Below are 24,928 nucleotides of genomic sequence, written 5' to 3'. Positions count from 1 at the left end.
CCGGCAAAGAAATCGTCACACCGGTCGTAGGCACAATCCAGTGAAATCGGCCCACAGCTGTGACGGAAAGTCCTGCCTGGGATTGCAACAGCGCCGGACTTACGTCCTGCAGCCCTATGGTTGCCCGGTCCCGATTGAACGAGGATTACCTCTTGTCTGAAGCCACGCTGGAAAACACCAACTCCGCCGAAAACGCCGCCCCCGAAGCCGAAGAGAACACTGTGCTGTTCAGCGACTTCGGCCTGGATGAGCGCGTCCTGGCAGCCCTGAAGGATGTCGGATACGTCAAGCCGTCCCCCATCCAGGCAGCCACCCTTCCCCTGCTCCTCGAAGGCCGCGACGTCGTCGGCCTGGCGCAGACCGGTACCGGCAAGACCGCCGCATTTGCCGTCCCCGCCCTGTCCCTGATGGCCGGACGCCCGGCAACCAAGGACACCCAGGTGCTCGTGCTGGCACCCACCCGTGAGCTGGCCCTGCAGTCCGCAGAAGCCTTCACCTCCTACGCCGCCCACATGGATGACATCACCGTGCTGCCGGTGTACGGCGGATCCGCTTACGGTCCCCAGCTGGCCGGCCTGCGCCGCGGCGCCCAGGTAGTGGTCGGTACCCCCGGCCGCGTGATCGACCACATCGCCAAGGGTTCCCTGGACCTGTCCAACCTGGAATACCTGGTGCTGGACGAGGCTGACGAAATGCTGCGCATGGGCTTCGCCGAAGACGTGGAGCAGATCCTTTCCTCCACGCCGGCCGAGAAGCAGGTTGCCCTCTTCTCCGCCACCATGCCGCCGGCCATCCGCAAGATCGCCAAGAAGTACCTGAACAACGCTGCCGAGGTCACGGTTAAGTCCAAGACCACCACCGGCGCCAACACCCGCCAGCGTTACGTGCAGGTCATGGGCCCGCACAAGCTTGATGCCATGACCCGCATCCTGGAAACCGAAGAGTTCGACGGCGTTATTGCCTTCGTCCGGACCAAGGCTGCCACTGAGGACCTCGCCGACAAGCTGAAGGACCGCGGCTACAGCGCCGCCGCCATCAACGGCGACATCCCGCAGCAGCAGCGCGAGCGTACGGTCGAGGCCCTGCGCGACGGCAAGATCGACATCCTGGTTGCCACGGATGTTGCCGCCCGCGGCCTCGACGTGGAGCGCATCAGCCACGTCGTCAACTACGACATCCCGCACGACACCGAGTCCTACGTGCACCGCATCGGCCGCACCGGCCGCGCCGGCCGCACCGGCGACGCCATCCTGTTCATGACCCCGCGCGAAAAGTACCTGCTGCGCGCCATTGAAAAGGCCACCCGCCAGCCGGTTGAGCACATGCAGCTGCCCAGCGTTGACGTGGTGAACGAGAAGCGCCTGGCCAAGTTCTCCGAGAAGATCACCGAAACCCTCGCTTCCGAGGATGTTTCGATCTTCACCGACCTGGTCACCAAGTACATCGCCGAGCACGATGTTCCCGCCGAAAAGGTTGCCGCAGCCCTGGCTGTTATGGCCCAGGGCGGACGCCCGCTGCTGCTGCAGGAAATCCCGCAGGCTCCGGCCCGCCAGCGCGAGCGCTCCGAAGGCCGTAACGACGGCTTCGGCTCACGCGGCCCGACACGCCCGCTGACCGAAGGCAACGCAACGTACCGCATCGCCGTCGGACGCCGCCAGCGCGTGCTTCCCGGCTCGATCGTGGGCGCCATCGCCAACGAGGGCGGCCTCTCCTCGGCCCAGATCGGCGGCATCGACATCCGCGCCGACCACACCCTGGTGGAGCTGCCGGCGGATCTGTCCAAGGACCAGCTGCGTGCCCTGTCCCGCACCCGGATCGGCGGAGAGCTGATCCACCTGGAACTGGACAAGGGACGCAAGCCGGCCCGCGAGCGTGAAGGCGGCAGCTACAACGACCGCGCGGACCGCGGTTTCAAGAAGGACTTCAAGAAGCGCGACGGCGAGCGGTCCTTCGGTGACCGCGGCAGCGACCGCCCGTACAAGAAGCGCGAAGGCGGCTTCCGCGACAGCGCCGGTACCGGTGCCCGCAAGCCGCGCTTCCGCGACTAGGAACACCTTGCGCCGGTACGCCGGCGCGACGCCCGGGCACTAAGCCCGGGCAACCAGGAAGGGCGCCTCCCGCTTCGGGAGGCGCCCTTCCTGTGTTGTTGTATCCGCTGCCGGTGGTTAGTCGGCTGAGTGCGATGCGGCGGCGCGGCGGCTTTCCAGCCGCATCTCCAAATCATTCATCACAATCGCGGCCATGTCCGAAAGGGTGCGGGCGTCCTCCGCGGAGAAGCTGCGCGGCTCCGTATCCAGGATGCAGAGCGTGCCCAGGTTGTACCCGTCACTGGTTTCCAACGGAGCGCCTGCGTAGAACTGCAGGCCGAATTCGCCGGCCACCAGCGGGTTGGCCAGGGTCCGCGGGTCCTGCCTGGCATTGCCCACCACATAGACATCGTCCTGCAGGATGGCAGAGGCACACAGGCCCGGGTCGCGGTCGATTTCGGTCACGTCCGTGCCGTGGTGGGATTTAAACCAGATGCGGTCGGTGTCCACCACGCTGACGATCGCCACGGGGACGTTGAAGACCCGGGAGGCAAGGGCGGTGACCCGGTCAAAGGCGCCGTCCGGGGGAGTGTCGAGCAGCTCGTAGCGGCGCACGGCGTCCATGCGCTGTGCCTCATTGTCCGGGAGCAGCTCAGGATCCACGCGGTGCCTGCCGCGGGCACGGACAATCATGTCGTACAGCACCATCGACACGTCGTGGGCGCTGGGGCGCTGTGCGGGGTTCTGAGAGGTCATTGCGCGCAGGAGGGTCACCCAGTCCTCACCGAGGGCCAGGGGGATCTCAGGATCGCGCAGAAGGCGGGCCAGGGCGCTTTCCAGCGCCGGGCCGGGGAACGCCGGGGCCCCGGTGAGGCACTGGAGCAGGACGAGCCCCAGGGAATACACGTCGCTGGCCGGCACGGCTGCCTGCCCGCGGGCCTGTTCGGGGCTCATAAACGCCGCTGTTCCGGAGAACGTGCCGTGCTGGGACTGCGGGTCATTCGCTACCAGGGCAACCCCGAAGTCGGTCAGTTTGGCCCTGATGCGGGCATCGTCGCTGCCATAGTCGAAAAGCATCACGTTGGCGGGCTTGACGTCCCGGTGCACCACCCCGTTGCCGTGGATGTAGTCCAGGCCCAGGGCAAGGTCATAGCCAATCAGCGCCGTCTGACGGCGCGGTACGGTGCCCTGCCTGAGGCGGTCCCGCAGGTCCAGGCCCTGGACCAGTTCCATCACCAGATAGATCAGGGGATGTTCAGGTTGGGACGTGTCCGAGCCTGCGTCCAGCAAAGTGACAAGGCTGTGGTGGTTCAGGCGCGCCAGGATTTTGGCCTCGGCATCGCTGCGCTGCAGATCCACCTCGCTGGTGGCCGACGGGCGGATGATCTTCACTGCTACGTCGCGGCCGAGGAATTCATCCCGGGCCCGGTGGACGGTGCCCATGGCGCCGGCCCCGATCTGATTCAGGAGCCGGTATCGTCCACCTAGGAAGAGGCCGTCTGAAACATGGTTCGGCACTGTGTTCACGTGCCCTCGCTTTCTCGTAGCCTAAGCATACTGAGAAAAGCGTCGTGCAGTTTACCCCCAAGGGTCCCGGAAGCATGTTGCGAAGGGTGCCGAAGTGGCACTTGTCACGTTTGCCGGTTTCGATTTCATCTTCCCGAAAAGTGCTGGTAGAGTTTTATGTCGTTGCCCCGATAGCTCAGTGGTAGAGCGCCATCTTGGTAAGATGGAGGTCCCGGGATCGATTCCCGGTCGGGGCTCTCAATGGGAGGGCCCGCGTTGCTAAGGCTGTTTGTTTTGCAGAGGCCGTTTAGGAATGCGGGCTTCACTCATTTATGGCGGTGTAGCTCAGTTGGTTAGAGCGCACGACTCATAATCGTGAGGTCGGGAGATCGAGCCTCCCCACCGCTACACATCAGGGCAGGTCCGGAAGTTTTCAAACTTCCGTGCCTGCCCTTTTTGTTTGCCCGGATGCCGGTGCGGCGCAGGCCACACACCGGGCAGAAGTACATCTCAATATGTTGGATACCAGGGCCGGGCCCGTCCAGATCAATCGCCACCCCCACGGAACGAAAGACGAAGACCTCCATGACTGAGCATTTTTCCGATCCGATCACTGCCGGGCATCCGGACGACCTGCCGACGCGCAGGCGCCGGAAGGCGGAGGTCGCGAGTGAAAACCAATGGTGGAACCAGCCCCCGAGCAGTGGTGCCGGGATCAGCGGTGACCGGCGCAGCGATCTGGGGGACGGTGTCGGCTACGGGGGTGGCGACGGCGGACTCGGTGCCGGAGGATTCGGCACGGGCGATGATGCGCGGCTGTACGGGGAAGCCGGGGAGTACGATGGCCGGGGGTTCGCGGCCCGGAGTGACGACGGAGGGGAGTACGGGGATTCCGCCGCAGCGGACGGCCTGGGTCCCGACGTCGCAGAGGGTATGTCAGCGCACGCCGCCGCAGGATGGAGTGAACCGGCCGCGCCGCCCGCCGCCGGACCCGCCCGGGTAGCGGCCCTGCCGCCCCTGCCGGACGGAAGGCCCGAATACTACGCTTCGCCGGACGAGCCGGAATACTACGCAGTACCGGATGAGTCCGCCGTGGCTGCCGCGGCAGGCGTGGCCCCGGCCGTGCCCGAAGCTCCGGCATGGGCCGCAGCCCCGGAAGGGCACCAGGCGGCCAGCCGTGCCGAGGCCCGGGGCGAACGCGGCCGCCGTGCCTCGTTCCTGGACCAGCAGCCCGCGTCCATCCCTGCGTCCAAGGGCTTCCGCGGCCTGCTGACCGGCCTGGGCCTGCGGATGACCCCCTCCGCCCAGGAACTGGAGGAACGCCGCGACATGCGTGCCGTCAGCCAGCACTGGCCCGGCCCGCGGACCATATCCGTGGTCAACGGCAAGGGCGGGGCCAACAAAACACCCACCACCGTCATGCTGGCCGCAGTGTTCGCCCGCAACGGCGGCGGCCCGGTCCTGGCCTGGGACAACAACGAGACCCGCGGCACGCTCGGCTGGCGCACCGAGCAGGGGCCGCATGAGGCTACCGTGATGGACCTCCTTCCGCAGACAGCCGACCTGCTCTCGCCCTCGGCGCAGTCCGCCCTGCTGGCCCGGTTTGTGCACCACCAGATCGAGGACAAGTTCGATGTCCTCCGCTCCAAGCCGGACGTGCTGGCCTCCGAACAGAAAATCACCGCAGAGGACTTCGATGCCCTCCATGAGGTGGCGTCCAAGTACTTCCGCCTCAACATCGTGGATTCCGGCAACGACGAAAGTGCCGAACGCTGGCTGCGCATGATCGACCACACGGACCAGCTGGTCATAGCCACCACCACCGTGGAAGAACATGCCGAGGCCGGTGCACTGCTGCTGGAGGCACTGCAGGTCCGCGGCGGCCGTTACGCCGAACTGGCCCGGGACGCCGTCGTGATTGTGAGCCAGTCCGACCGGAACGGAACCGACAGCCAGGCCCGTGCCGTGGCCCAGGGCTTCGGCCAGCTGGCCCGGGCGGCCGTAACCATTCCCTACGACGCGGCACTGCGCAAGGGCCAGATCCGCTATGACTCCCTGAAGCCGGCCGCACGGCGGGCCTGGCTTGCCGCCGCTGCCGCCGTCGCCGAGGGCCTGTAAACAGCCCGGAACCGGCTGCGGGCCGGACGCAGTGCGTTCTCCAAGAGCTAAATAAGGTTGCTTATTATCCCCCTGGCTCCATAGGCTGGGGTGCAGCGGAAGCCGCAGGGCTTCCGGAAACCGTAGAAGCACCGCCGGTGCCCGCCCCGCAGGAGGGCGCCGGCAAAGACGAACGGAGGCACCATGGCAGAACATGACATTTCCGGTAAGAAGGTAGCGTTCCTCCTCACCGACGGCGTGGAGCAGATCGAGCTGACGAGCCCCTGGGAAGCGGTGAAGGATGCCGGCGGCGAACCCGTCCTGGTCTCCCCGAAGCAGGGCACCATCCAGGGCTTCGACGGCATGGACAAGGGTGAGACCTTCACCAGGGACCTCGACGTCGCGGACGCCGATCCCGACGAGTTCGACGCACTGGTGCTGCCCGGCGGCGTGGTGAACGCCGACTTCCTGCGCGTGAACGAGGATGCCCAGCAGTTTGCCCGGGCCTTCTTCGAAGCGCATAAGCCCGTTGCCTCGATCTGCCACGGCCCCTGGCTGCTGATCGAAGCCGGCGTCGTCAAGGGACGCGACATGACGTCCTACCACACGCTGGCCACCGACCTGAAGAACGCCGGCGCGAACTGGAGCGACGAGGAAGTGGTGGTTGACGCGGGTTTTGTCACCAGCCGCAACCCGGATGACCTCCCGGCCTTCAACGACAAGCTCGTGGAGGAAATTGCCGAAGGCGAGCACGAGGGACAGCACGCCTGACGCCTCCCGAAACACCGCCAAGGGGTGGGGTAACGTGAAACCGTTACCCCACCCCTTGGCGTTTGGTTGCCCCCTTGATCCCTGACGACATGCCCGACAGAAACCTCAACAGCAACCCCGGCAGGACCTCCGGCATGTACCTGTGCTCCGGTACCTCCTGGGACGCCTCCGGCCCCCGGCTGGCCCTGCATACGCCGGAAGGGAAACCTGCCAGTCTCCGGTTGGAGCGGGGAACGGAACTGCGGTTCTCCGTCCTGGCCGGGCCCGACGGAACGGCGTCGCGTTTTTGCCTGGGCTCCTGGCAGATAGCCGGCGACGGCGGACAGGCCCACAGCCCGTGTCCGGACCAGGCGCCGGCAGGGCGCGGTTACCAGTGCGGCCTGTGTTTTGCCCGTGACGAGGTGCGGGGCATGCACAACAGCCACCGCTCCGTCAGCATCCCCGAGACCCTGCGGCACTATCTGGACCGACCGCACTGGCTCTACGTGGCCACCTTTGCGGACGGGTCCACCAAAGTCGGTACCGCGGCGGACCCGCGCAAGCGGCTGCGCCTGGTGGAACAAGGTGCGGTCCGTGCACAGTACGTTGCCCGCGCCGGCAACGGCCTGACCGTGCGGGTGCTTGAAGATACCGTGACGTCCCTGCTGGGCCTGCCTCAGGCGGTCCGCGCCGAAACCAAAACGGCGGCGTTGACCAGACCCCTCGCCGTCGCCGAACTGGAGGCGGTCAACGCCGAGGCCGCCGATTCAGCGCGGACCCTGCTGGACCAAACGGGCATCGAGGGATTCCACACCGTCGAAGAGCGGTGGGATCCGCCGGCGCAGTGCGCCACAGTCCTGGAAGCAAACAGCGGGATCTACCCCTGCGATCCCGGCGCCGGCGAGCATGGCATGATCATCCAGGCGGTCCTGGGGTCCGCTGCCCTGGTCCGGGTGGACGGCGAGCAGACCCTGTTTATGGCAGACCTTTCCCGCCTCAAGGGCCGCCGGCTCCGCACCGGGGACTACCGCACCTCCGTGCCGGCCCTGCAGGCAGCCCTTTTCTAGCACTGCGATAGTCCGGCGGGCAGGACGGGCGGGCCCGGTGCCGGTCCCGCAGGCAGCCCGGTTCTGGTCCGCCGTGCCCGCCCCTGTATTCTGAAGGCATGCTAAACACCCCGTGGGAAACCGGCTCGCCCTTGTATCGGAAACTGGTAGTGAGTGCCCTGGCGATCAGCGGCGCCGGGGTCCTGCTGGTGCTCCTGGGGGCACTGACAGATAACCAGGTGATGATGTACATCGCCCTTCCCCTGATTGTGGTGGGCCTGAGCACGCACCTGAGCGGCATGGTGGTCCGTGCGCGTGACACCCGCCGCCGGATCAAGGGAACCGGGGACAGCAAATGAGCATCAATCCCGACCTGCAGGGCCGCAGCTACCCGGCGGGGGAGCCTTACCAGGTGGGGCGCGAGAAGATCCGCGAGTTCGCCGCAGCGGTCAAGGCCACCAACCCGGCCCACTTCGACGTCGCACGTGCGCGCGAACTGGGCTATGCCGACGTCGTTGCCCCGCCCACGTTCGCGATCATCATTGCCCAGCGGGCCGATGCCCTGCTGGTTGCCGACCCCGATGCCGGCATCGACTTCTCCCGGGTGGTCCACGCCGACCAGCGCTTCACGCATCACCGCCCCATTGTGGCCGGGGATGAACTGGTAGCCGAGCTGCACGTAGATTCCGTCCGGGCCATGGGCGACGGCGCGCTGATCACCACCCGCGCCGAGATCTCCACCGCCGAGGGCGAGCAGGTAGCAACCACCACGTCATCCATCCTCGTCCGCGGAGAGGGCCAGTAACCGCCATGTCCATCGCACTGAGTGAACTGTCCAAGGGCGACGAGATCGGTTCCGCGACGCTTGAGATTTCCCGTGCCGACCTCGTCCGCTATGCCGGCGCCTCCGGCGACTTCAACCCCATCCACTGGAACGAGCGGTTTGCCCGTGAGGTGGACCTGCCCGGCGTGATTGCCCACGGCATGTTCACCATGGGCGCCGCCGTCCAGCTCGTGAGCGACTGGATCGGTGATCCGGGCGCGGTGATCGGCTATCAGACCCGCTTCACCCGGCCCGTCCTGGTGGAAGACCTTGACGGGGCACCCGGAGCCGTCGTGGAGGTCACCGGCGTGATCGGCGCCGTGGACCCGGACAACTCCACCGCACGCGTGGACCTGACGGTGACCTACAACGGACAGAAAGTGCTGGTCAAGGCACAGGCAGTGGTGCGGGTCTGGTGACTGCTTTGACCCGGATGCCGCTGGCATCGCTGACCACCGCCCGCGTGGGCGGACCCGCCCGCCGCTACCTCGAGGCCGAAACCGAAGACGAATTGATCATCGCCGTGCGCGCTGCGGATGAGGCCGGGGAACCCCTGCTGATTATCGGCGGCGGATCCAACCTGCTGATCTCCGACCAGGGTTTTGACGGTGCAGTGATCCGCATAGCCACCCGCGGACTGCAGATCACCGACGCCGCGGACGGCAGCACCGTGCTCCGCGCCGAGGCGGGCCACCCGTGGGATGAACTGGTGGCGTACACCCTCGCCCAGGGGTACTCCGGCCTGGAGGCCCTCTCCGGCATCCCGGGGCTGGCCGGTGCCACCCCCGTGCAGAACGTTGGTGCCTACGGCGCGGACGTTTCCCAGTCCATCCGGCTGGTCCGTGCCTGGGACCGCCGGGAACGCAGCGTGGTGGAGTTTAACAATGCGGACCTTGGCTTCGGGTACCGGGATTCGCTGCTCAAGCGCAGTACCGTCAACGGATCACCCCGGTACGTGGTGCTCAGCGTGGAATTCACCCTTGCCAAGGGCCATACCAGCGCACCGGTCCGGTATGCGGAACTGGCCCGGGCCCTGGACACGGACCTGGGGGAGTGCGCCGACGCCGTCGACGTCCGCCGGGAAGTCCTGAAGCTGCGGGCCGGAAAGGGAATGGTCCTGGACGCCTCGGACCCGGACACGTACAGCACCGGGTCCTTCTTCACCAATCCGATTGTGGACGAAGCCACGGCAGCCACGCTGCCGGCAGAGGCACCGCGCTACCCGGTGGCGGAGCCCGGGCAGGTAAAGCTCAGCGCCGCCTGGCTCATCAGCAACGCCGGGTTCCGGAAGGGCTTTGGCCTGGACCCGGCGGACGGCACTTCAGGACGGGCCTCGCTCTCCACCAAGCACAGCCTGGCCGTCACCAACCGGGGAGAAGCTACCGCGGAGGACCTCCTGGTGGTCGCCCGCGCGGTGGCCGGGGGCGTAGAGAAGGTCTTTGGGATCCGGCTGCACCCTGAACCGGTCCTGGTGAACTGCGCCCTCTAGGCGGCGCGCCCGCCGCCTGGACCGGCAGCCCCCGCACCCGGCCCTTTCCTGGCTTCCTCCGCCGCGGCACGCGTGCTGCGGATGGCCGGACGGTGCCGGCCCGGATCCAGCAGATGGCAGTTGCACAGCCACTGAACCAGCCGCGGAGTCAGGCTGATCTGGGTGCGCCTGTCCTGCAGGTCCGGCAGCAGCCACCGGGGCTGAAGGAAACCGGTAAGGGCGTACGCAAGTTCTGCGGCGCCAAAGAGGCGGGCAAAGGCGCGCTCCGGCTCGAGGCAGCGCTCAAGCGCCAGCAGGGCGGCGTCCTCGGGGCAGAGGACGGACGCGCCTTCGGCTTCCAGATACGCCCGCAGCTGTGCGGCGACCCGCAGGTACCGGGCATGCGTGGGTATCTGCTTGCCGGCGCAGCTGAACGTGAAGAAGGTGTCGAGGATGAAATCCACGTTGTGTCCCGGACCGGGCAGCTGATTCACCATAAGGACAACCTGCCACCCGGCTCTGACAATTCCGGGCCGGGACAGTTCCACGGCCGGCACAATTCCACGGCCGGCACCCCCGGTGCCGCGCTCCTAGAGGTTGCCGGTGGCGATGCGCAGCATGCGGCGCAGCGGCTCGGCCGCGCCCCAGAGCAGCTGGTCGCCGATGGTGAAGGCGCTGATGTACTCCGGGCCCATCTCCAGCTTGCGGATGCGTCCCACGGGGACCTGCAGCGTGCCGGTGACTGCCACCGGGGTCAGTTCGGCCATGGTGGCTTCCTTGGTGTTGGGCACCACCTTCGCCCACTCGTTGTCCGCGTCGATGATCTTTTCGATCTCCTCAACGGACAGGTCCTCGGTGAGCTTCAGGGTCAGGGCCTGGGAGTGGGAGCGCATGGCGCCGATCCGCACGCACAGGCCGTCGAACGGGATCCGCCCCGCAGCGTCGCGGCCGAGGATCTTGTTGGTCTCTGCCCCGCCCTTCCACTCTTCCTTGGACATGCCGTTGCCCAGGTCCGCATCGATCCACGGGATCACGGAACCGGCCAGCGGCACCCCGAACCGGGAGGAATCCATGCCGGGATCCTTCTGCTGCGCCAGCACCGCGCGGTCAATCTCCAGGATGGCCGACGCCGGATCCGCCAGTTCCGCGGCCACCGCACCATTGAGCGTGCCAAACTGGTTCAGCAGCTCACGCATGTGCCGGGCACCGCCGCCGGAGGCCGCCTGGTAGGTCATGGACGTGCCCCACTCCACCAGGCCGTTGCGGAACAGGCCGCCCAGCCCCATAAGCATGCAGGACACGGTGCAGTTGCCGCCGACGAAGTTCTTCACGCCGCGGGCCAGGCCCGCGTCAATGACATCGCGGTTGACGGGGTCCAGCACAATGATGGCGTCGTCGTTCATCCGCAGCGTGGAGGCCGCATCAATCCAGATGCCGTCCCAGCCTGCGGCACGCAGTTTGGGGAAGACCTCGGAGGTATAGTCCCCGCCCTGCGCCGTGACAATGATCGGCAGCTTGGCCAGGGCCTCGACGTCGTACGCGTCCTGCAGCGGGCCGGCACCGGACGCGAAGGACGGGGCAGCACCGCCGGCGTTGGAGGTGGAGAAAAATACCGGGTTGATCAGGCCGAAGTCGCCTTCGTCCTGCATGCGCTGCATCAGGACGGAGCCGACCATGCCTCGCCAGCCGATGAAACCTGCAGTGGGAACGGAGGAGGAAGTCATGGTTTCCACTTTAGGGCAGCTGGGCGCCGCCGTCGCGGTAGCCTGCGTCACGGTCCGCCACATCGCGGGTCCAGAGCGCAATCCGGTAGTTCGTGCCGTTACCGCCCGTACGCCAGCCGGAGGCCGGGCTGACTCCCGTGAAGGTCCAGTCGGATCCAAGGACCGGCGCGAAAGTGTCGCCCTCGGCCTGGGTGTCGATGACGGTCACCACCGCGGTCCGGGCCACTTCGGCGGCAGCCTCGTACAGCTGCGCACCGCCGATAATCCAAACCTCGTCGCTGCCCGGGCTGGTGCCGGCGATTTCCAGGGCCTCGCCGAGGGAGCCGGCGACCACTGCTCCTGAACCCGCCACCTCGGCGGCCAGCTCGGAGCTTGAGGACACAATGATGTTGGTGCGGCCGGGAAGGGGCCGGTACTTAGCGGGGAAGGATTCCCAGGTCCGCCGGCCCATAATCACAGGGTGCCCGTCCGTGGTGGCCTTGAAATGGGCCATGTCCTCCGGCAGGTGCCAGGGCATTCCGCCGTCCCGGCCGATCACGCCGTCGACCGTCTGCGCCCAGACCATGCCGATCAGGGGCTCCCCGGCGGGAACCGTGCCCAGTTCCTGCAGTACGTCGTGCAGGGACGCCCCCTCGCCGGACCCGCCGCCCACCGGGTAGTACCTGGTGCCGGAGGCGGACGTGTTGGGTAGTGACTCAGTCATGGATGTCCTCTCAAACCGCGATAGGAGCTTTGATGCCGGGGTGGTGCCGGTAATCGAGGACTTCGAAGTCCTCAAGCGTGTAGTCGAAGATGCTTTCCGGAGTGCGCCGGATCCGCAGCTGCGGGTAGGGGTACGGTTCCCGGCTCAGCTGTTCCCGGACCTGCTCAACGTGGTTGTCGTAAATGTGGACGTCGCCGCCGCTCCACACGAATTCGCCCGGCTCCAGGCCGGTCTGCTGGGCCACCATGAGGGTAAGCAGGGCGTAGGAGGCGATGTTGAAGGGCACGCCCAGGAAGGTGTCCGCGGAGCGCTGGTAGAGCTGGCAGGAGAGCCTGCCGTCGGCAACATAGAACTGGAACATGGCGTGGCACGGCGGCAATGCCATGTTGTCCACCTCGGCCGGGTTCCAGGCAGTGACGATGTGCCGGCGGGAATCCGGGTTCTTCCGGATGCCTTCCACCAATTTGGCAATCTGGTCGATGTGCCCGCCGTCGGGGGTGGGCCAGGAACGCCACTGGACGCCGTACACGGGCCCGAGTTCGCCGTCTTCGTCCGCCCACTCATCCCAGATGCTGACGCCGCGCTCCTGCAGCCAGCGCACGTTTGAATCACCGCGCAGGAACCACAGCAGTTCCAGGGCAACGGACTTGAAGTGCACACGCTTGGTGGTGATCAGCGGAAAGGACTCGCTGAGGTCAAAGCGCATCTGGCGGCCGAACACGCTGCGCGTGCCGGTTCCGGTGCGGTCCGACTTCTGCGTACCGTTGGCCATGACGTCGCGCAGCAGGTCTTCATACGGGGTAGGAATGCTCACCGGGCCAGTCTAGTTCAGGTCAGCCTGCCAGCAGCGGGAGTGCGATTCCCGCCACAAGCCCGGCCACGGCGAGCAGGAGGATCACCAGGTAAAAGGCCAGCCCGGCGGGACGGCCCGCGTTCACAGACCAGCCTGCCCCCAGCCGTTTGGGCACCAGCACGCGGGGATCGGCCCGGTTGGCGTAGATGCCGGCCCGGTAGTTGCCGGGGTCGGAGACGGGATCGGCGGCGGGATCAACCCCGGGCGGGGCAGTGGACGGCCCGGCAGGAAGCCCGTCGCCGGCAACTTCCCGGCGGTACCGGCGCCGGGCCGCCAGCCCGATGCCCGCCATGGCCAGGAACAGGGCGAGGGTGGGCAGCAGGAATTCCAGGACGCTGCCGTCCGGCGGCAGGAGCCAGCCCCGCAGGGTCACCCAGGCGAAGAGCAGGCTCAGCCCGAAGGTTGTGGCCCCCAGGAAGAACTGTGTGGCCCGGAGGTTGGCGGTCTGCTCCTCCGCGGTGTGCAGCTGTGCGGACGCGGCCGGCAGGCGGGGGACAAGGGCCGCGGTCCCCAGCAGGAACAGGATCAGCCCGGTGGCGATCAGCGGCGACGCGAAGACTGACCAGACTGACTTCTGCGCATAGCTGTCGGCTTCTCCCGCACCGTTCCAATGCACCGGCAGGGTCTGTGGCAGGCCCGGGTAGAGCAGTGCCCCGGCCGCAGCAGTGGCCAGCACGACGGCGCCGGCCGCTACGTACCAGCGGCGGGCCGGTCCCGGCATGGTGGTGTGTTGCTGTGTCTCGGTCATGATGCGCGCCCCCTTAACGCGGGGCCAGCCTAGCAAAACCGCGCTGCCGGCCCGGTAGGCGCAGGTGCGCGGCGGGCCGTCAGTCGTCGAACGCCCGGTATTTCTCGAGGGAGACGATGCGGCCCTCGTCGGCGTAGCTGACCTGGCAGATCACCGATTCGCCCGGGGCCAGATAGGGGTCCTTGCCCGGCAATCCGGCAGCCATCTCCACAGGCATGTGCGCAGCGAGGACGTCAAAGACCAGCGGCAGGACCGGACGGTGGGTGCACACGGCCACGGGCTTGGCCTTGTCGAACAGACCCTCGATCACGTTGCGGGCTTTTCCGGGCTTCCGCTTGGCGTTGTGCTCGGTGAGCGCATCAGCAGTCTTGAATTTGCTGCCTTCGGCTTTGACGTAAGGCTTCACGGTCTGCACGCAGCGGACCCAGGGGCTGGAGACCACTCGTTTGGGGCGCCAGGCCACGAGCAGCCGGGACACGGCCATGGCCTGCCGGAGTCCGGTGGCCACCAGGGGGCGTTCGCCTTCGGCGCGGGTCCAGGAGGACCGCGGCTTGGCCTTGGCATGCCGCACCACAATCAGCGGCCAGGTCTGCAGGCGCTGCTCGTCATAGGCCATCACCAGTTCCTGCAGCGGGAGCTTGTCCGTGGGATTGGTCAGTGCCTCGGTGGCCTCTTCGGGGCTGCACCAGCGGATGCCGTCCACTTCCTTGCCGTCCGGCCGGGCCTTGTCCGAATCAACACGGGAGGCCCAGTAATGGACGATCTTCATGCCGGAGGCCACCGGGTAGACGGTGGGCGGCAGCGGGATGCCCAGGTTGATGCGGAGCCCCACTTCCTCCCGGACCTCGCGGACGGCGCACTCAGGGGTGGTTTCGCCCTCGTCCAGCTTGCCCTTCGGCCAGGACCAGTCGTCGTAGCGGGGGCGGTGGATCATCAGGACCTGCAGCTTGCCTTCCCGCACGCGCCAGCACAGCGCGCCGGCGGCCACCACCGTGATCGGTGCATCTTCGGGCGCAGCGGTCTGCGTCGTTCCGGGCTCCGTGGCTGCCATCAGCGGCGGGCCACCGAGCGCTGGCGGGAACGGGAAGCCAGCAGCCAGGACTGGACATCCTGGAGCGGGTTACCCTCGGCGTCCTTGTGATGGCGGTTCCAGATGCCCTCCGCGTCCAGGTGCCAGCTCGCGGTCCCTGGATCCATGTACCGGTCCATCAGCGCCACGAGGTCCGCGACGTCGTCCTTGGACGCCAGCTGGACCAGGGCCTCCACCCGGCGGTCCAGGTTGCGGTGCATCATGTCCGCGGATCCGATGAAGACCACCGGATCGCCGCCGTTGGCAAAGGCAAAGACACGTGAGTGTTCCAGGAACCGGCCCAGGATCGAACGCACGGTGATGTTCTCGCTCAGGCCCGGCACACCGGGACGGACCGAGCAGATGCCGCGAACAATGACGTCCACCTGCACTCCGGCCTGGGAGGCACGGTAAAGCGAGTCGATGATGGCTTCGTCCACCATGGAATTGACCTTGATGATGACCCGGGCATTCAGCCCGGCCTTCTTATTGGCGATCTCCCGCTCAATCCGGTCGATCAGGCCCGAACGGACGGAGCGAGGCGCCACCAGGAGCCGCTTGAAGGTGGACTTCGGGGCGTAGCCGGAGAGCTGGTTGAACAGCTTGGTCAGGTCCTCGCCCACCTGCTCGTTTGCCGTCAGCAGGCCGAGGTCTTCGTAGTAGCGGGCCGTCCGTGGGTGGTAGTTGCCCGTGCCGATGTGGCAGTAGCGGCGCAGTCCGTCCACTTCCTGCCGGACCACCAGGGAAAGCTTGCAGTGCGTCTTCAGGCCCACAATGCCGTACACCACGTGCACGCCGGCCTGCTCGAGCTTGCGGGCCCAGGAGATATTGGCCTGCTCATCGAAGCGCGCCTTGATCTCCACCAGCGCCAGGACCTGCTTGCCGGCCTCGGCCGCATCAATCAGGGCGTCGACAATGGGGGAGTCGCCCGAGGTGCGGTACAGCGTCTGCTTGATGGCCTGGACCCGGGGATCGGCGGCCGCCTGCTCCAGGAAGGCCTGCACCGAGGTGGAGAAGGAATCGTAGGGGTGGTGCAGCAGTATGTCCCGACGGCGCATGGCAGCGAACACGTTCGCCGGCTTGGAGGTCTCGGACTCCTTCAGGTGCCGGTTGGTGTGCGGAACCTGCTTCGGGTAGTGCAGGTCGGTCCGGTCGATCCGGCTGATCCCGGACAATCCGCGCAGGTCAAGCGGGGCGGGCAGCACATACACCTCGTCCGATTCCACGCCCAGCTCGCGCTCGAGCAGTTCACGGATGTTCGGGTTCATGTCCGGGGTGATCTCCAGGCGTACCGGGGGACCGAACCGGCGGCGGAGCAGTTCCTTCTCCAGGGCCTGGAGGAGGTTCTCGGCGTCGTCCTCTTCCACCTCGAGGTCCTCGTTGCGGGTGACCCGGAAGGTGTAGTGCTCAATGACGTCCATCCCCGGGAACAGCTGGTCCAGGTGCTGGGCAATCACGTCTTCGAGGGTAATGAACCGGGCAGTGCGCCCGGCCACGTTGCCGGCACGCGGGCCATCCACTGAGATCAGCCGGGGAAGCTGGTCCGGGACCTTCACCCGGGCGAAGAACTCCTTGCCGCTGACCGGGTTGCGGACCACCACGGCCAGGTTCAGGGAAAGCCCGGAAATGTAGGGGAACGGGTGGGCCGGGTCCACGGCCAGGGGAGTGAGGATGGGGAAGACCTTGGAAGCGAACTGTTTGTGCAGGTTCGCTTTCGCGGCGTCGTCGAGTTCGTCCCAGCTGACCAGGTAGATCTGTTCGCCGGCCAGGGCGGGACGGATCTGGCGGGCAAATACGTCGGCGTGCCGCTGCTGCAGGCGGTAGCCGGCCGCCACGATTTCCTCGAGTTGTTCAATGGGGCTCATGCCCGCCGCGGAGGGGACTGCCAGCCCGGTGGCGATGCGGCGCTTCAGTCCGGCCACCCGGACCATGAAGAACTCGTCCAGGTTGGAGGCAAAGATGGACAGGAAGTTCACCCGTTCCAGCAGGTACAGATCCGGGTCTTCCGCCAACTCAAGGACCCTGGCGTTGAAGTGCAGCCAGCTGATTTCGCGGTCCAGGAAGCGTTCCGGGGAGATCTCACCGCTGGGAACCAGTGCGGGTCCGAAATCGGGGATGTCGATGCGGTCCTGCGTGGCCCGGGGCGCCGACATGGCCTCGGCGGACCCAAAGGTCGCGCGGGGCTCGGCGGCGGTATCGAAATCCATAGTGTCTCCCTGGGGTGCTGGCGGCGGGACAGGGGGCACGGCCCCGGCGGCCGGGGCTGTGTCCTGTCCCAACAACATTACAAGCTGTGCAATCTAAGCGGGGGCGTACATCACGTCCTGGTCCCAGCGGACGAAGCCCAACCGCTGGTACAGGGACACGGCGGCGGTGTTGTCCGCGTCCACGTAGAGCATCACCGCATCCAGACCCGCTGCGTGCAGGTGCTCGATGCCGGCAATGGTCAGGGCCTTGCCCAGTCCCATGCCTTGGGCCGCGGGGCTGACCCCCACCACGTACACCTCGCCAATGGGCGGATGGCCTCCCGCTCCGGGGTGCACCTTGGTCCAGTGGAAGCCCAGGATCCGCCCGTCGCCGTCCACGGCCAGGAGGAACCCGGCGGGATCGAACCAGTCCTCGGCCATCCGCGCCTGCAGGTCCGACAGGGTCATGGAGCCCTGCTCGGGATGGTGCGCAAACGCAGCGGCGTTGGCCTCCAGCCACGGAAGCTCATCCTTGCCCGGCTCAAAGGCACGCAGCGACACCCCGTCCGGGAACGGGGCGGAGGGCAGTGCCTGCGCACCGCGGCCCAGGCGCATTTTCCACAGGTCACGCACCGGCCGGTAGCCGAAGCGGGCGGCAAGCTGCACGGCCGCCTCGTGGTTGCCGTGCGACCAGGCGGAGGGGCGGGGTGAACCGGTGCCGGCGGCGCGTTCGGCAACGGCGCGGGCCAGGGCGGTGCCCACGCCCTGGTTGCGGTACGTCGGATGCACTACGAGTTCCAGGACGCCGGCATCGCCGGGAGTCTCCGAAACCAGGACGGCGACGCCGGCCAGCCAGCGGCCGCTGCCGGAGCCCGAGGCGCCGTCGTCGGCGTAGGTGGTGAAGACCGCGAGGGTATCCGGGTCCGTGTCCGGGGAGCGCAGGTCTACCAGCGTCTGTTCGGAAAGCGGCGGGTTCCCGTCCGAATCGCGGGCGGCGGCGGCCAGGGCCAGGATGTCCGCCAGTGCGTCCGGCTCCGGCGTGCCGCGGGTTTCCACTACGGGCCAGGCTGTCTGCTGTTCTTCACTCATGACGAAAGCCTAGCGCGGCCTGGCCCGCCCGGCCGGAGTTGCGCCGCGTGGACCTGCCGGTACCCCAGCCGGGGGCGGTCAGGCATCCTGGCTGGCGGGGGCGGCGGTTTCGGCGCGGGAGCGGGTGAAGCGGTACCCGACATTGCGTACCGTGCCGATCAGCGTTTCATGGTCCGGGCCCAGCTTGGCGCGCAGGCGGCGCACATGGACATCAACGGTCCGGGTGCCGCCGTAATAGTCATAGCCCCACACCTCGTGGAGCAGTTGGTCGCGGGTGAACACCCGGCCGGGGTGCTGCGCCAGGTACTTAAGGAGTTCGAATTCCTTGTAGGTCAGGTTCAGGGCCGTGCCGTTCACCCGGGCGGTGTAGCTCGCCTCGTCGATGACGACGCCGGAGGCGTGGATTTCGGTGGCGGCATCCTCTGCGCCGTTGCCGCCCCGGGCCGAGGCCAGCCGCAACCGGGCTTCGAGTTCCGCCGGACCGGCGGTGTCGAGGATGACGTCGTCGGAGAGCCAGTTGGGCGCGACGGCGGCCATGCCGCCCTCGGTGAGGATCAGGATCAGCGGCGTGCCCAGGCCGGTGGCCTTCAGCAGCTGGGTCAGGGACCGGGCTCCGACCAGGTCCTTGCGGGCATCGATCAGGATGACGTCGCTGGGCTCGGTGTCCAGCAGGGCCGTGGGTTCCGCAGGGACGACATGGACCTTGTGGTTGAGCAGCTCCAGGGCAGGCAGGACGTTCACTGAGGCACCTGAACTGTTGGTCAGGAGCAAAATGTGCGACATAGGTCCTCCGAATGTTGGGCGCACACCGTTGGGCACAAAATCTTCGCCGATCCGCTTGGCTGGAAGTGATCGAAAGTATACCCATCGGGCTTTGCGGGCCTGTCGCTTTTCATCTGCACGCCGTAATAAGGCAGGATAACTAGGGTGAAACTATGGAGCGTAGCGGTGCCGGCGGCGCTTGCCATCATCGGTATCGTGAGTGCTTCCTACCTTTCGGTGCCCGCAGTGGCCCTGGTGGGCGGTGCTGCCGCAGCACTGACCGGCCTGTGCTGGCCGCACCTGATCGGAGTGCCGGCCCGGAAGACGCAGGGAGCCGTGCTGGCCCTGGTGGGTGCCGGCGCAACAGCTGCTGCCTTCTTTGCCCCCGCGGCAGCCATGCTGACCTGGCTGCCCGCCGCCGTCGCCGTCGGCGTGGGTGCCGTTTTCCTGATCCAGCTGCTCCGCGGCACCGGGCAGGCCCACCGCCTTGAATCGATTGTCGGCATCATTACCGGCGTGCTGGTGACCGCCATGGCTTCCGGCTGGGTGGCCGCGGACCGACTGGCCGGCACCAGCGGAGACCCCGCCCTGCTGACCGTGACGGGAAGCGCCGCGCTGGCCGCCGTCGCGGTGTCCCTCATCCCGCTGCCGGACCGGATGGCGGCACCGCTGGGCCTGGTGGCCGGCGGGCTGTGCTCCGCCCTGGCCGCCGTGCTGGTGGCCGGCATTGCCTGGCCCGCTGCAGCCTTCGCCGGTGTGGTGGTTGCCGCCGTCGTGATGGCCTTCCGGCGCCTGGTGCTCTCCCGGGCGGACAAATCCAGCACTGCCGGGCAGATGGCCCTGGGCCTGGCCCCGGTGCTGGTGATCGGCTCCGTGGTGTACTTCCTCGGCCGCTTCATCGGTTCCTGATCCGCGTTGCCGGGCCCGCTTTTGCCCGCACCTTCCCCGTCATGATCGAATGGCAGGGAAGGAAACAGTTCCTCCCGCGCGTTAGGATGTAGCCATGGTTGCTCTCGAAATCTTCTTCCTTGCCCTGCTCGGCATCACCGGCCTGGCTATCGCCGGATTCGCCGGCCTGGTTGTTTCCCGCCTGTACAAGGGCCAAAAGTAAAACAGCCCGTGCGGCCGGCTGAAACCCGCCGGCACTAAAACCGAAGGACAGGTTCCCCCATGCCCATGGAGATCCCCACCGACCTGACGCCGGAACTGGTTCCGCTCTCCTGGCTTATCGGCACCTGGGAAGGATCCGGGCGGCTTGGCGAAGGCGAAGCCGATTCCGAGCACTTCAGCCAAAAGGTCACGTTCACCCAGAACGGCCTGCCCTACCTGCAGTACACGGCGGAAAGCTGGCTCACCGATGAGCAGGGCACCCGGCTGCGTCCACTGGCAGTGGAGACCGGTTTCTGGGCCCTGGACCGTCCCCTCAACGACGCCGACGGCGGCCCCGGCCTGGTTCCCGCCGACATCGTGCCGGCGCTGCGCAGCGCCGACGAAGTCGAAGAACTGCGCAATGACAACGGCGGCTTCGACATCACGGCCACCATTGTGCATCCCGGCGGCATTGCCGAGCTGTACTACGGGCAGATCAAGGGACCACAGATCCAGCTGGCCACCGACCTGGTGATGCGCGGCGTAAATTCCAAGGAATACACGGCCGCCACCCGCATCTTCGGCCTGGTCAACGGCGATCTGTACTGGCGCTGGGATGTCGCCTCGGAGGGTGAAAACCTCAAGGCCCATGCCTCCGCCATCCTCAAGAAGACCTCCTGACGGCGGGAATAGCCCCGCAAGGCAAGGACGTTGCACCTTCCATGACGTATTCCAGTCCCCTGCTTTCCCGCCACGGTGCCGTTGAAGCCGGCGGCCTCGACGCGGGTACCGCGGCGCACTACGGCGATCCGCTGCGTGAACAGCGCGCTCTCGCGCGCGGAACCGCCGTCGTCGACCTCTCCTACCGCGGCGTGGTCACCGTCCGCGGCGAAGACCGGCTGAGCTGGCTGAACACGCTTTCCTCGCAGCAGGTGACCAACCTGCAGCCCGGCACGAGCTCGGAACTGCTGCTGCTCAGCGTCCAGGGCCGCATCGACTACGACGCCCGGATCATCGACGACGGCGAGACGGCCTGGATGCTGGTGGAAGCCGCCGAAGCCGCCGGGCTGGCCGAATGGCTGGAGCGGATGAAGTTCATGCTCCGGGTGGAGGTTGCCGACGCCACCGCTGACTGGGCGGTAGCCGGCAGCACCACGGAAGTGCCCGCCTGGGAGCAGTACCTGCGCTGGACCGATCCGTGGCCGCACATCGGTTCCGGTGGTTTCGCCTACACCGCCGTCGCGGAGGACACCCATCCCGGGCTGGAACGGCCCTGGCACGAGTACCTGATTCCGCGGGACGGCTTCGAAGCCGCCATGGATGCCTCCGGACGCACCCTGGCCGGAGCCATGGCCGCCGAAGCGCTGCGCATTGCCGCCTGGCGTCCTCGTCTGGGAGCGGAAACCGACGACAAGACCATCCCGCATGAACTGGACCTCATCCGCACCGCCGTCCACCTGGCAAAGGGCTGCTACAAGGGGCAGGAGACCGTGGCACGGGTGCACAACCTGGGCCACCCGCCGCGCCGCCTGGTGTTCCTGCAGCTGGACGGCTCCCAGCACACCCTGCCCGCAGCGGGCAGCCCGGTGATGCTCGGCGACCGCAAGGTCGGCACGCTGACCTCCGTCGGCGCGCACTACGAAATGGGCCCGGTGGGCCTGGCCGTGATCAAGCGGTCCGTTGACCCGACCGTGCCGCTGGTGGTCGACGACGGCGGCGAGCTTTACGCTGCCGCCCAGGAACCCATTGTGGCTCCGGACGCCGGAGCCGTGGTGGGCCGGGCCACGGGCTTCCTGAAGGCACCGCGGCCGTAGCCCGCCGCACGACAGACCGAACCCACAGCAAGAGGAGATTCATGAGCGCCCCGGAACCCCGGCCGGAAATCGACAACGACGTCATCGAACTGGCCGGCCTGGTCTTTGACGCGGCCCGCGCCGGTGACATCGAAGGGATCCGCCAGTACCTGGATGCCGGGGTTCCGGTGAACCTCACCAACGGTGCCGGCGACAACCTGGTGATGCTTGCCTCCTACCACGGCCACACCGGGCTGACGGCCCTGCTGGCCGAACGCGGAGCCGACGTCAACGCGCAGAACGACCGCGGGCAGACACCGCTGGCCGGTGCCGCGTTCAAGGGCTACCTGGAGGTTTTCCGCATCCTGCTGGCTTCCGGTGCGGACCCCGACGCCGGTTCCCCCACGGCGCGCGATACCGCCGGGTTCTTCAAGCGCGCCGAGATGCTGGAGATGCTCGGCTGAGCCGGTTCCAATGTGCCCGGCGCTGAACCTGCCCGGCACTGAACCTGCCCGGACGGAAACCGGGAGCTGCGGAACGTGTGCCGGCTAGACGGACAGGGCCACCGAGGTGCGCACGCCGGCGGGAATGAATCCGGAGCCCACGGCGGTGCGGGCCGCGCCCACATTGTCGAGGCGGGCCCGCCACTGCGGGATCAGACCGCCTGCCATGGCGTCTTCCAGGGCAATGGAGCTGATGTAGCTGCCCAGGCCGCGCAGCCGGTATTCGGGTGCGGTGAGCACGCACATATCCGCGAGGATCCCGTCTGTGATGCTGTAGCCGGCACCCGCCACGGGCCGGGGCTCGTCAAGGGAATCGTCAACGAGGATGAAGTGGTCCTCTTTGCCGGCCAGGCCCGCTTCGGCAACATCGTCCGGCGGGCACAGCCGTTCCAGTGCCACGGCCAGTTCGGGGTCATTGGCCACGGCCAGTTCCTCCAGCGGGGCCACCGAGGGGAAGGAGTCGGCGAAAAAGAGCTGCTCCGCGCCCAGCGTCCGCCCTCCGTGCTCCATGGACATCTGCACCAGGGCGGAATGGCGGGTCAGCTCCGCCGCGCTTTTGCTGCGGGCCCGGTCCGCAGCCCACTCCGGACCGCTGAAAACCTCGGTGCCGAAGAGACGGAGGAAGCAGACGGTTTCGGCCTGGTCGCGGACGCTGTAAATGCGTTCGCCGCTATCCGTCCCGGCCAGTGCATTGTCCTCCAGCCCAAGGTGGCGGGACCAGGCAAGCTGGATAATCGCGATAGTTCCTGAATCCAGGTTCATGCATTTCAACCTACACCGCGCCCCGTCCGCCCACGCAAATGCAGGGCCGGGGCGGCGGAATACTCATGAAACGCACAGGAAACCGCGTCCACCGTGCCCGGGGCGGAGCTAGCCGAAGAGGATGGCGGCTTCGTCGTAGCGGTGCTCGGGAACGGTCTTGAGGTTTCCGAGGGCCTTTTCGAATCCCACGTGCACAATGTCGGTGCCGTGCAGCGAGACCATGGTTCCCCACAGGCCGTCCACCACGGAGTCGACGGCGGCCATGCCCAGCCGGGTGGCCAGGACACGGTCATAGGCGGTGGGCACTCCGCCGCGCTGGATGTGCCCCAGCACGGTGGCCCGGGTTTCAATGCCGGTTCGGGCTTCGATCTCCGGGGCCAGCAGTTCGCCGATGCCGCCCAGACGGGGACGGCCGAAGCTGTCCAGTCCGCGCTCGGAATGCGGCGATTCCATGTCGGTGGTGACAAAGCCTTCCGCGACAACCACCAGCGGGGCGCGTCCGCGTTCGTGGGCTTCGTTCACCCACTGGGCAATCTGGTCCAGGCTCACCGGGTGCTCCGGGATAAGGATGGCGTGGGCGCCGGCCGCCATGCCCGAATGCAGGGCAATCCAGCCCACGTGCCGGCCCATGACCTCGGCCACCATGCAGCGATGGTGCGATTCGCCGGTGGTACGCAGCCGGTCGCAGGCCTCCGTGGCAATCTCCACCGCGGTGTCGAAGCCGAAGGTGTAGTCCGTGGCATCAAGGTCGTTGTCCACTGTCTTCGGCACGCCCACGATCTGCAGGCCGGCGTCGGTCAGGCGCTGTGCGGCAGCCAGGGTGCCCTCGCCGCCGATGGCGATGACGGCGTCGATACCCAGGCGGTCAAGGGTGGCCTTGATCTTTTCCGGTCCGCCGTTGGGGCCTTCAAACGGATTGGTGCGGGAGGTGCCGAGGATGGTTCCGCCCTGCTTGGAGATGCCGCGGACGCGGGAGCGGGGCAGATCCATGATGTCGCCGTCCACCACGCCGCGCCAACCGTCGCGGAAGCCGACAAACTCGATTCCTTCGTATTCCTTGATGCCCTTCAGCACTGCACCGCGGATCACCGCGTTCAGTCCGGGGCAGTCGCCACCGCTGGTGAGAATACCGATCTTCATGTCATTACCCCTGGATCTGCTGGCGGTGGTCCGATGCTGCTCTAGATTCTAGCCAGCCTTCCGGCGGCAACTAAGCCCGGACACCCACCAGTTGCTGCAGGAGGATGGTTCCGTCCGTTTTCGGCAGCAGCAGCCAGGCCACGAGGTAGGTGCCCAGACCCACGAACGGGAGCAGGAAACTGAGGAGGACGCCGATGCGCACCAGGGACACGTCCCAGCCGAAGGTGGCGGCAATGCCGGCGCAGATGCCGCCGGCCCAGCCCTTGCGCCGTTTGATGGGGGAGGAACGCAGGAGGTCGAAGAACTTTTCCATGTACCAAGCCTTATCTGATTGTGTTGAATTAGGAAACTTTTTTGCGGTGCTGCGCCGGCCGCTTACCGCTTCCGGCCCCGCGCGGCGGCGGCCAGGAAACCGCCCGCCAGCAGCGCCAGCCCGGCGCCCAGGGCGAGGCAAAGGACGAGCAGTACCGGATCCACTGACAGGTTCACGGTGTTCACCAGCAGCAGCAGGACGGCCAGGACCACCAGGACCAGGCCCCAGACCACAGTGCCCACCTGGACCTGCCGTTTTGGAGCAGGTTCCGTGTGTGCCCCGTCCGACGCCGGATCCGCAGGGACCGCCCTGGCACCGCCTGGACCTGCACTGTCCGCACCGGCCGTGCCGGATCGGGCTGCGTCGGTACGGGCTTCGTCGGGTCCCACCGGGTACAGGCCGGCCGGATACAAATCGGCCATGTCCGGACTGCTGGGTGCGTACTGCCGGCCGAGGTAGTCCTTCTCGTTATCCATG

At 67.2% G+C, this 24,928-nt stretch carries 26 protein-coding genes and 2 tRNA genes; 14 read left to right on the top strand and 14 right to left on the bottom strand.

Going from position 1 to position 24,928, the window contains the following annotated elements:
* Positions 1 to 116 precede the first annotated feature (116 nt).
* Complete coding sequence (locus tag AC5RUF_RS02690; protein WP_493997589.1) at positions 117 to 2,048, top strand: DEAD/DEAH box helicase; 1,932 nt, start codon at positions 117 to 119, stop codon at positions 2,046 to 2,048.
* 117 nt (positions 2,049 to 2,165) lie between these two features.
* On the opposite strand, the gene AC5RUF_RS02685 is transcribed toward AC5RUF_RS02690, so the two are convergent.
* A complete protein-coding gene (locus AC5RUF_RS02685) occupies positions 2,166 to 3,545 on the bottom strand; it encodes a protein kinase domain-containing protein (RefSeq protein ID WP_494129688.1) in 1,380 nt (459 codons plus the stop codon).
* A 173-nt stretch (positions 3,546 to 3,718) separates the two neighbouring features.
* On the opposite strand from AC5RUF_RS02685, the gene AC5RUF_RS02680 reads away from it, so the two are divergent.
* From AC5RUF_RS02680 to AC5RUF_RS02640, 9 genes are all read left to right on the top strand, one after another.
* A tRNA-Thr gene (locus tag AC5RUF_RS02680) sits at positions 3,719 to 3,790 on the top strand.
* 77 nt (positions 3,791 to 3,867) lie between these two features.
* Positions 3,868 to 3,941 (top strand) — tRNA-Met (locus tag AC5RUF_RS02675).
* 177 nt (positions 3,942 to 4,118) lie between these two features.
* Positions 4,119 to 5,651, top strand: a complete 1,533-nt coding sequence (locus AC5RUF_RS02670) for a MinD/ParA family ATP-binding protein (protein ID WP_494129624.1) — start codon at positions 4,119 to 4,121, stop codon at positions 5,649 to 5,651.
* A gap of 183 nt (positions 5,652 to 5,834) precedes the next feature.
* Positions 5,835 to 6,401: a type 1 glutamine amidotransferase domain-containing protein gene (locus AC5RUF_RS02665; RefSeq protein WP_493996806.1), complete on the top strand. Its 567-nt coding sequence runs from the start codon at positions 5,835 to 5,837 to the stop codon at positions 6,399 to 6,401.
* Positions 6,402 to 6,490: 89 nt separating this feature from the next.
* The gene (locus tag AC5RUF_RS02660) at positions 6,491 to 7,447 is read left to right on the top strand and encodes a DUF2797 domain-containing protein (RefSeq protein ID WP_494129623.1); all 957 of its coding nucleotides are present in this window, start codon (positions 6,491 to 6,493) and stop codon (positions 7,445 to 7,447) included.
* 98 nt (positions 7,448 to 7,545) lie between these two features.
* Positions 7,546 to 7,785 (top strand): hypothetical protein, encoded by a 240-nt coding sequence (locus AC5RUF_RS02655; protein WP_494129622.1) that lies wholly within the window; start codon positions 7,546 to 7,548, stop codon positions 7,783 to 7,785.
* Positions 7,782 to 8,231 carry an FAS1-like dehydratase domain-containing protein gene (locus tag AC5RUF_RS02650; RefSeq protein WP_493996803.1) on the top strand — a complete coding sequence of 150 codons (450 nt, stop codon included), beginning with the start codon at positions 7,782 to 7,784 and terminating at the stop codon, positions 8,229 to 8,231. The genes AC5RUF_RS02655 and AC5RUF_RS02650 overlap by 4 nt, the downstream gene beginning before the upstream one ends.
* Before the next feature lie 5 nt (positions 8,232 to 8,236).
* Positions 8,237 to 8,668, top strand: coding sequence for a MaoC family dehydratase (locus AC5RUF_RS02645; RefSeq protein ID WP_494129621.1), 432 nt, complete (start codon positions 8,237 to 8,239; stop codon positions 8,666 to 8,668).
* A 5-nt stretch (positions 8,669 to 8,673) separates the two neighbouring features.
* On the top strand, positions 8,674 to 9,738 hold the full coding sequence (locus AC5RUF_RS02640) for a UDP-N-acetylmuramate dehydrogenase (protein ID WP_494129687.1): 1,065 nt from the start codon (positions 8,674 to 8,676) through the stop codon (positions 9,736 to 9,738).
* Here the strand turns inward: AC5RUF_RS02640 and AC5RUF_RS02635 are convergent.
* The 9 genes from AC5RUF_RS02635 to AC5RUF_RS02595 all read right to left on the bottom strand — a co-directional run bounded on the left by AC5RUF_RS02635 (position 9,735) and on the right by AC5RUF_RS02595 (position 18,872).
* Positions 9,735 to 10,214 carry a hypothetical protein gene (locus tag AC5RUF_RS02635; protein WP_494129620.1) on the bottom strand — a complete coding sequence of 160 codons (480 nt, stop codon included), beginning with the start codon at positions 10,212 to 10,214 and terminating at the stop codon, positions 9,735 to 9,737. The genes AC5RUF_RS02640 and AC5RUF_RS02635 overlap by 4 nt on opposite strands.
* A gap of 93 nt (positions 10,215 to 10,307) precedes the next feature.
* A complete protein-coding gene (gene asd / locus AC5RUF_RS02630) occupies positions 10,308 to 11,441 on the bottom strand; it encodes an aspartate-semialdehyde dehydrogenase (protein ID WP_493996800.1) in 1,134 nt (377 codons plus the stop codon).
* 10 nt (positions 11,442 to 11,451) lie between these two features.
* The gene (locus AC5RUF_RS02625) at positions 11,452 to 12,144 is read right to left on the bottom strand and encodes a dihydrofolate reductase (protein WP_493996799.1); all 693 of its coding nucleotides are present in this window, start codon (positions 12,142 to 12,144) and stop codon (positions 11,452 to 11,454) included.
* Positions 12,145 to 12,154: 10 nt separating this feature from the next.
* A complete protein-coding gene (locus AC5RUF_RS02620) occupies positions 12,155 to 12,958 on the bottom strand; it encodes a thymidylate synthase (RefSeq protein WP_493996798.1) in 804 nt (267 codons plus the stop codon).
* A gap of 19 nt (positions 12,959 to 12,977) precedes the next feature.
* Complete coding sequence (locus AC5RUF_RS02615) at positions 12,978 to 13,745, bottom strand: DUF1648 domain-containing protein (RefSeq protein WP_494129619.1); 768 nt, start codon at positions 13,743 to 13,745, stop codon at positions 12,978 to 12,980.
* A gap of 79 nt (positions 13,746 to 13,824) precedes the next feature.
* The gene (locus tag AC5RUF_RS02610; RefSeq protein WP_494129618.1) at positions 13,825 to 14,796 is read right to left on the bottom strand and encodes an NUDIX hydrolase; all 972 of its coding nucleotides are present in this window, start codon (positions 14,794 to 14,796) and stop codon (positions 13,825 to 13,827) included.
* Positions 14,796 to 17,021 carry an RNA degradosome polyphosphate kinase gene (locus AC5RUF_RS02605; RefSeq protein ID WP_493997714.1) on the bottom strand — a complete coding sequence of 742 codons (2,226 nt, stop codon included), beginning with the start codon at positions 17,019 to 17,021 and terminating at the stop codon, positions 14,796 to 14,798. Before AC5RUF_RS02605 ends, AC5RUF_RS02610 begins: the two co-directional genes overlap by 1 nt.
* A gap of 93 nt (positions 17,022 to 17,114) precedes the next feature.
* Positions 17,115 to 18,089, bottom strand: a complete 975-nt coding sequence (mshD, locus tag AC5RUF_RS02600) for a mycothiol synthase (protein ID WP_494129617.1) — start codon at positions 18,087 to 18,089, stop codon at positions 17,115 to 17,117.
* Between the two features lie 78 nt (positions 18,090 to 18,167).
* The gene (locus tag AC5RUF_RS02595; protein ID WP_493998903.1) at positions 18,168 to 18,872 is read right to left on the bottom strand and encodes a winged helix-turn-helix transcriptional regulator; all 705 of its coding nucleotides are present in this window, start codon (positions 18,870 to 18,872) and stop codon (positions 18,168 to 18,170) included.
* 144 nt (positions 18,873 to 19,016) lie between these two features.
* On the opposite strand from AC5RUF_RS02595, the gene AC5RUF_RS02590 reads away from it, so the two are divergent.
* The 4 genes from AC5RUF_RS02590 (at position 19,017) to AC5RUF_RS02575 (ending at position 22,197) form a co-directional block, all read left to right on the top strand.
* Positions 19,017 to 19,760 (top strand): hypothetical protein, encoded by a 744-nt coding sequence (locus AC5RUF_RS02590; RefSeq protein WP_494129616.1) that lies wholly within the window; start codon positions 19,017 to 19,019, stop codon positions 19,758 to 19,760.
* 261 nt (positions 19,761 to 20,021) lie between these two features.
* Positions 20,022 to 20,621 (top strand): nitrobindin family protein, encoded by a 600-nt coding sequence (locus AC5RUF_RS02585; RefSeq protein WP_493998610.1) that lies wholly within the window; start codon positions 20,022 to 20,024, stop codon positions 20,619 to 20,621.
* A gap of 41 nt (positions 20,622 to 20,662) precedes the next feature.
* The gene (gene ygfZ / locus AC5RUF_RS02580; RefSeq protein ID WP_494129615.1) at positions 20,663 to 21,754 is read left to right on the top strand and encodes a CAF17-like 4Fe-4S cluster assembly/insertion protein YgfZ; all 1,092 of its coding nucleotides are present in this window, start codon (positions 20,663 to 20,665) and stop codon (positions 21,752 to 21,754) included.
* Positions 21,755 to 21,795: 41 nt separating this feature from the next.
* On the top strand, positions 21,796 to 22,197 hold the full coding sequence (locus AC5RUF_RS02575; protein ID WP_493997814.1) for an ankyrin repeat domain-containing protein: 402 nt from the start codon (positions 21,796 to 21,798) through the stop codon (positions 22,195 to 22,197).
* An 84-nt stretch (positions 22,198 to 22,281) separates the two neighbouring features.
* Here the strand turns inward: AC5RUF_RS02575 and AC5RUF_RS02570 are convergent, their stop codons facing one another.
* The 4 genes from AC5RUF_RS02570 to AC5RUF_RS02555 all read right to left on the bottom strand — a co-directional run bounded on the left by AC5RUF_RS02570 (position 22,282) and on the right by AC5RUF_RS02555 (position 24,927).
* Positions 22,282 to 22,998 (bottom strand): GNAT family N-acetyltransferase, encoded by a 717-nt coding sequence (locus AC5RUF_RS02570; protein WP_493997815.1) that lies wholly within the window; start codon positions 22,996 to 22,998, stop codon positions 22,282 to 22,284.
* Between the two features lie 108 nt (positions 22,999 to 23,106).
* Positions 23,107 to 24,138, bottom strand: coding sequence for a 6-phosphofructokinase (locus tag AC5RUF_RS02565; protein ID WP_493997816.1), 1,032 nt, complete (start codon positions 24,136 to 24,138; stop codon positions 23,107 to 23,109).
* Between the two features lie 70 nt (positions 24,139 to 24,208).
* Complete coding sequence (locus tag AC5RUF_RS02560) at positions 24,209 to 24,451, bottom strand: PspC domain-containing protein (RefSeq protein WP_493997817.1); 243 nt, start codon at positions 24,449 to 24,451, stop codon at positions 24,209 to 24,211.
* Between the two features lie 62 nt (positions 24,452 to 24,513).
* A complete protein-coding gene (locus AC5RUF_RS02555) occupies positions 24,514 to 24,927 on the bottom strand; it encodes a hypothetical protein (protein ID WP_494129614.1) in 414 nt (137 codons plus the stop codon).
* Position 24,928 lies beyond the last annotated feature (1 nt).

This window comes from Arthrobacter sp. Y3224198 (assembly GCF_059090025.1).
Note: the sequence above shows the minus strand (reverse complement) of the source record. Positions and strands in the feature narration are given on the sequence as shown.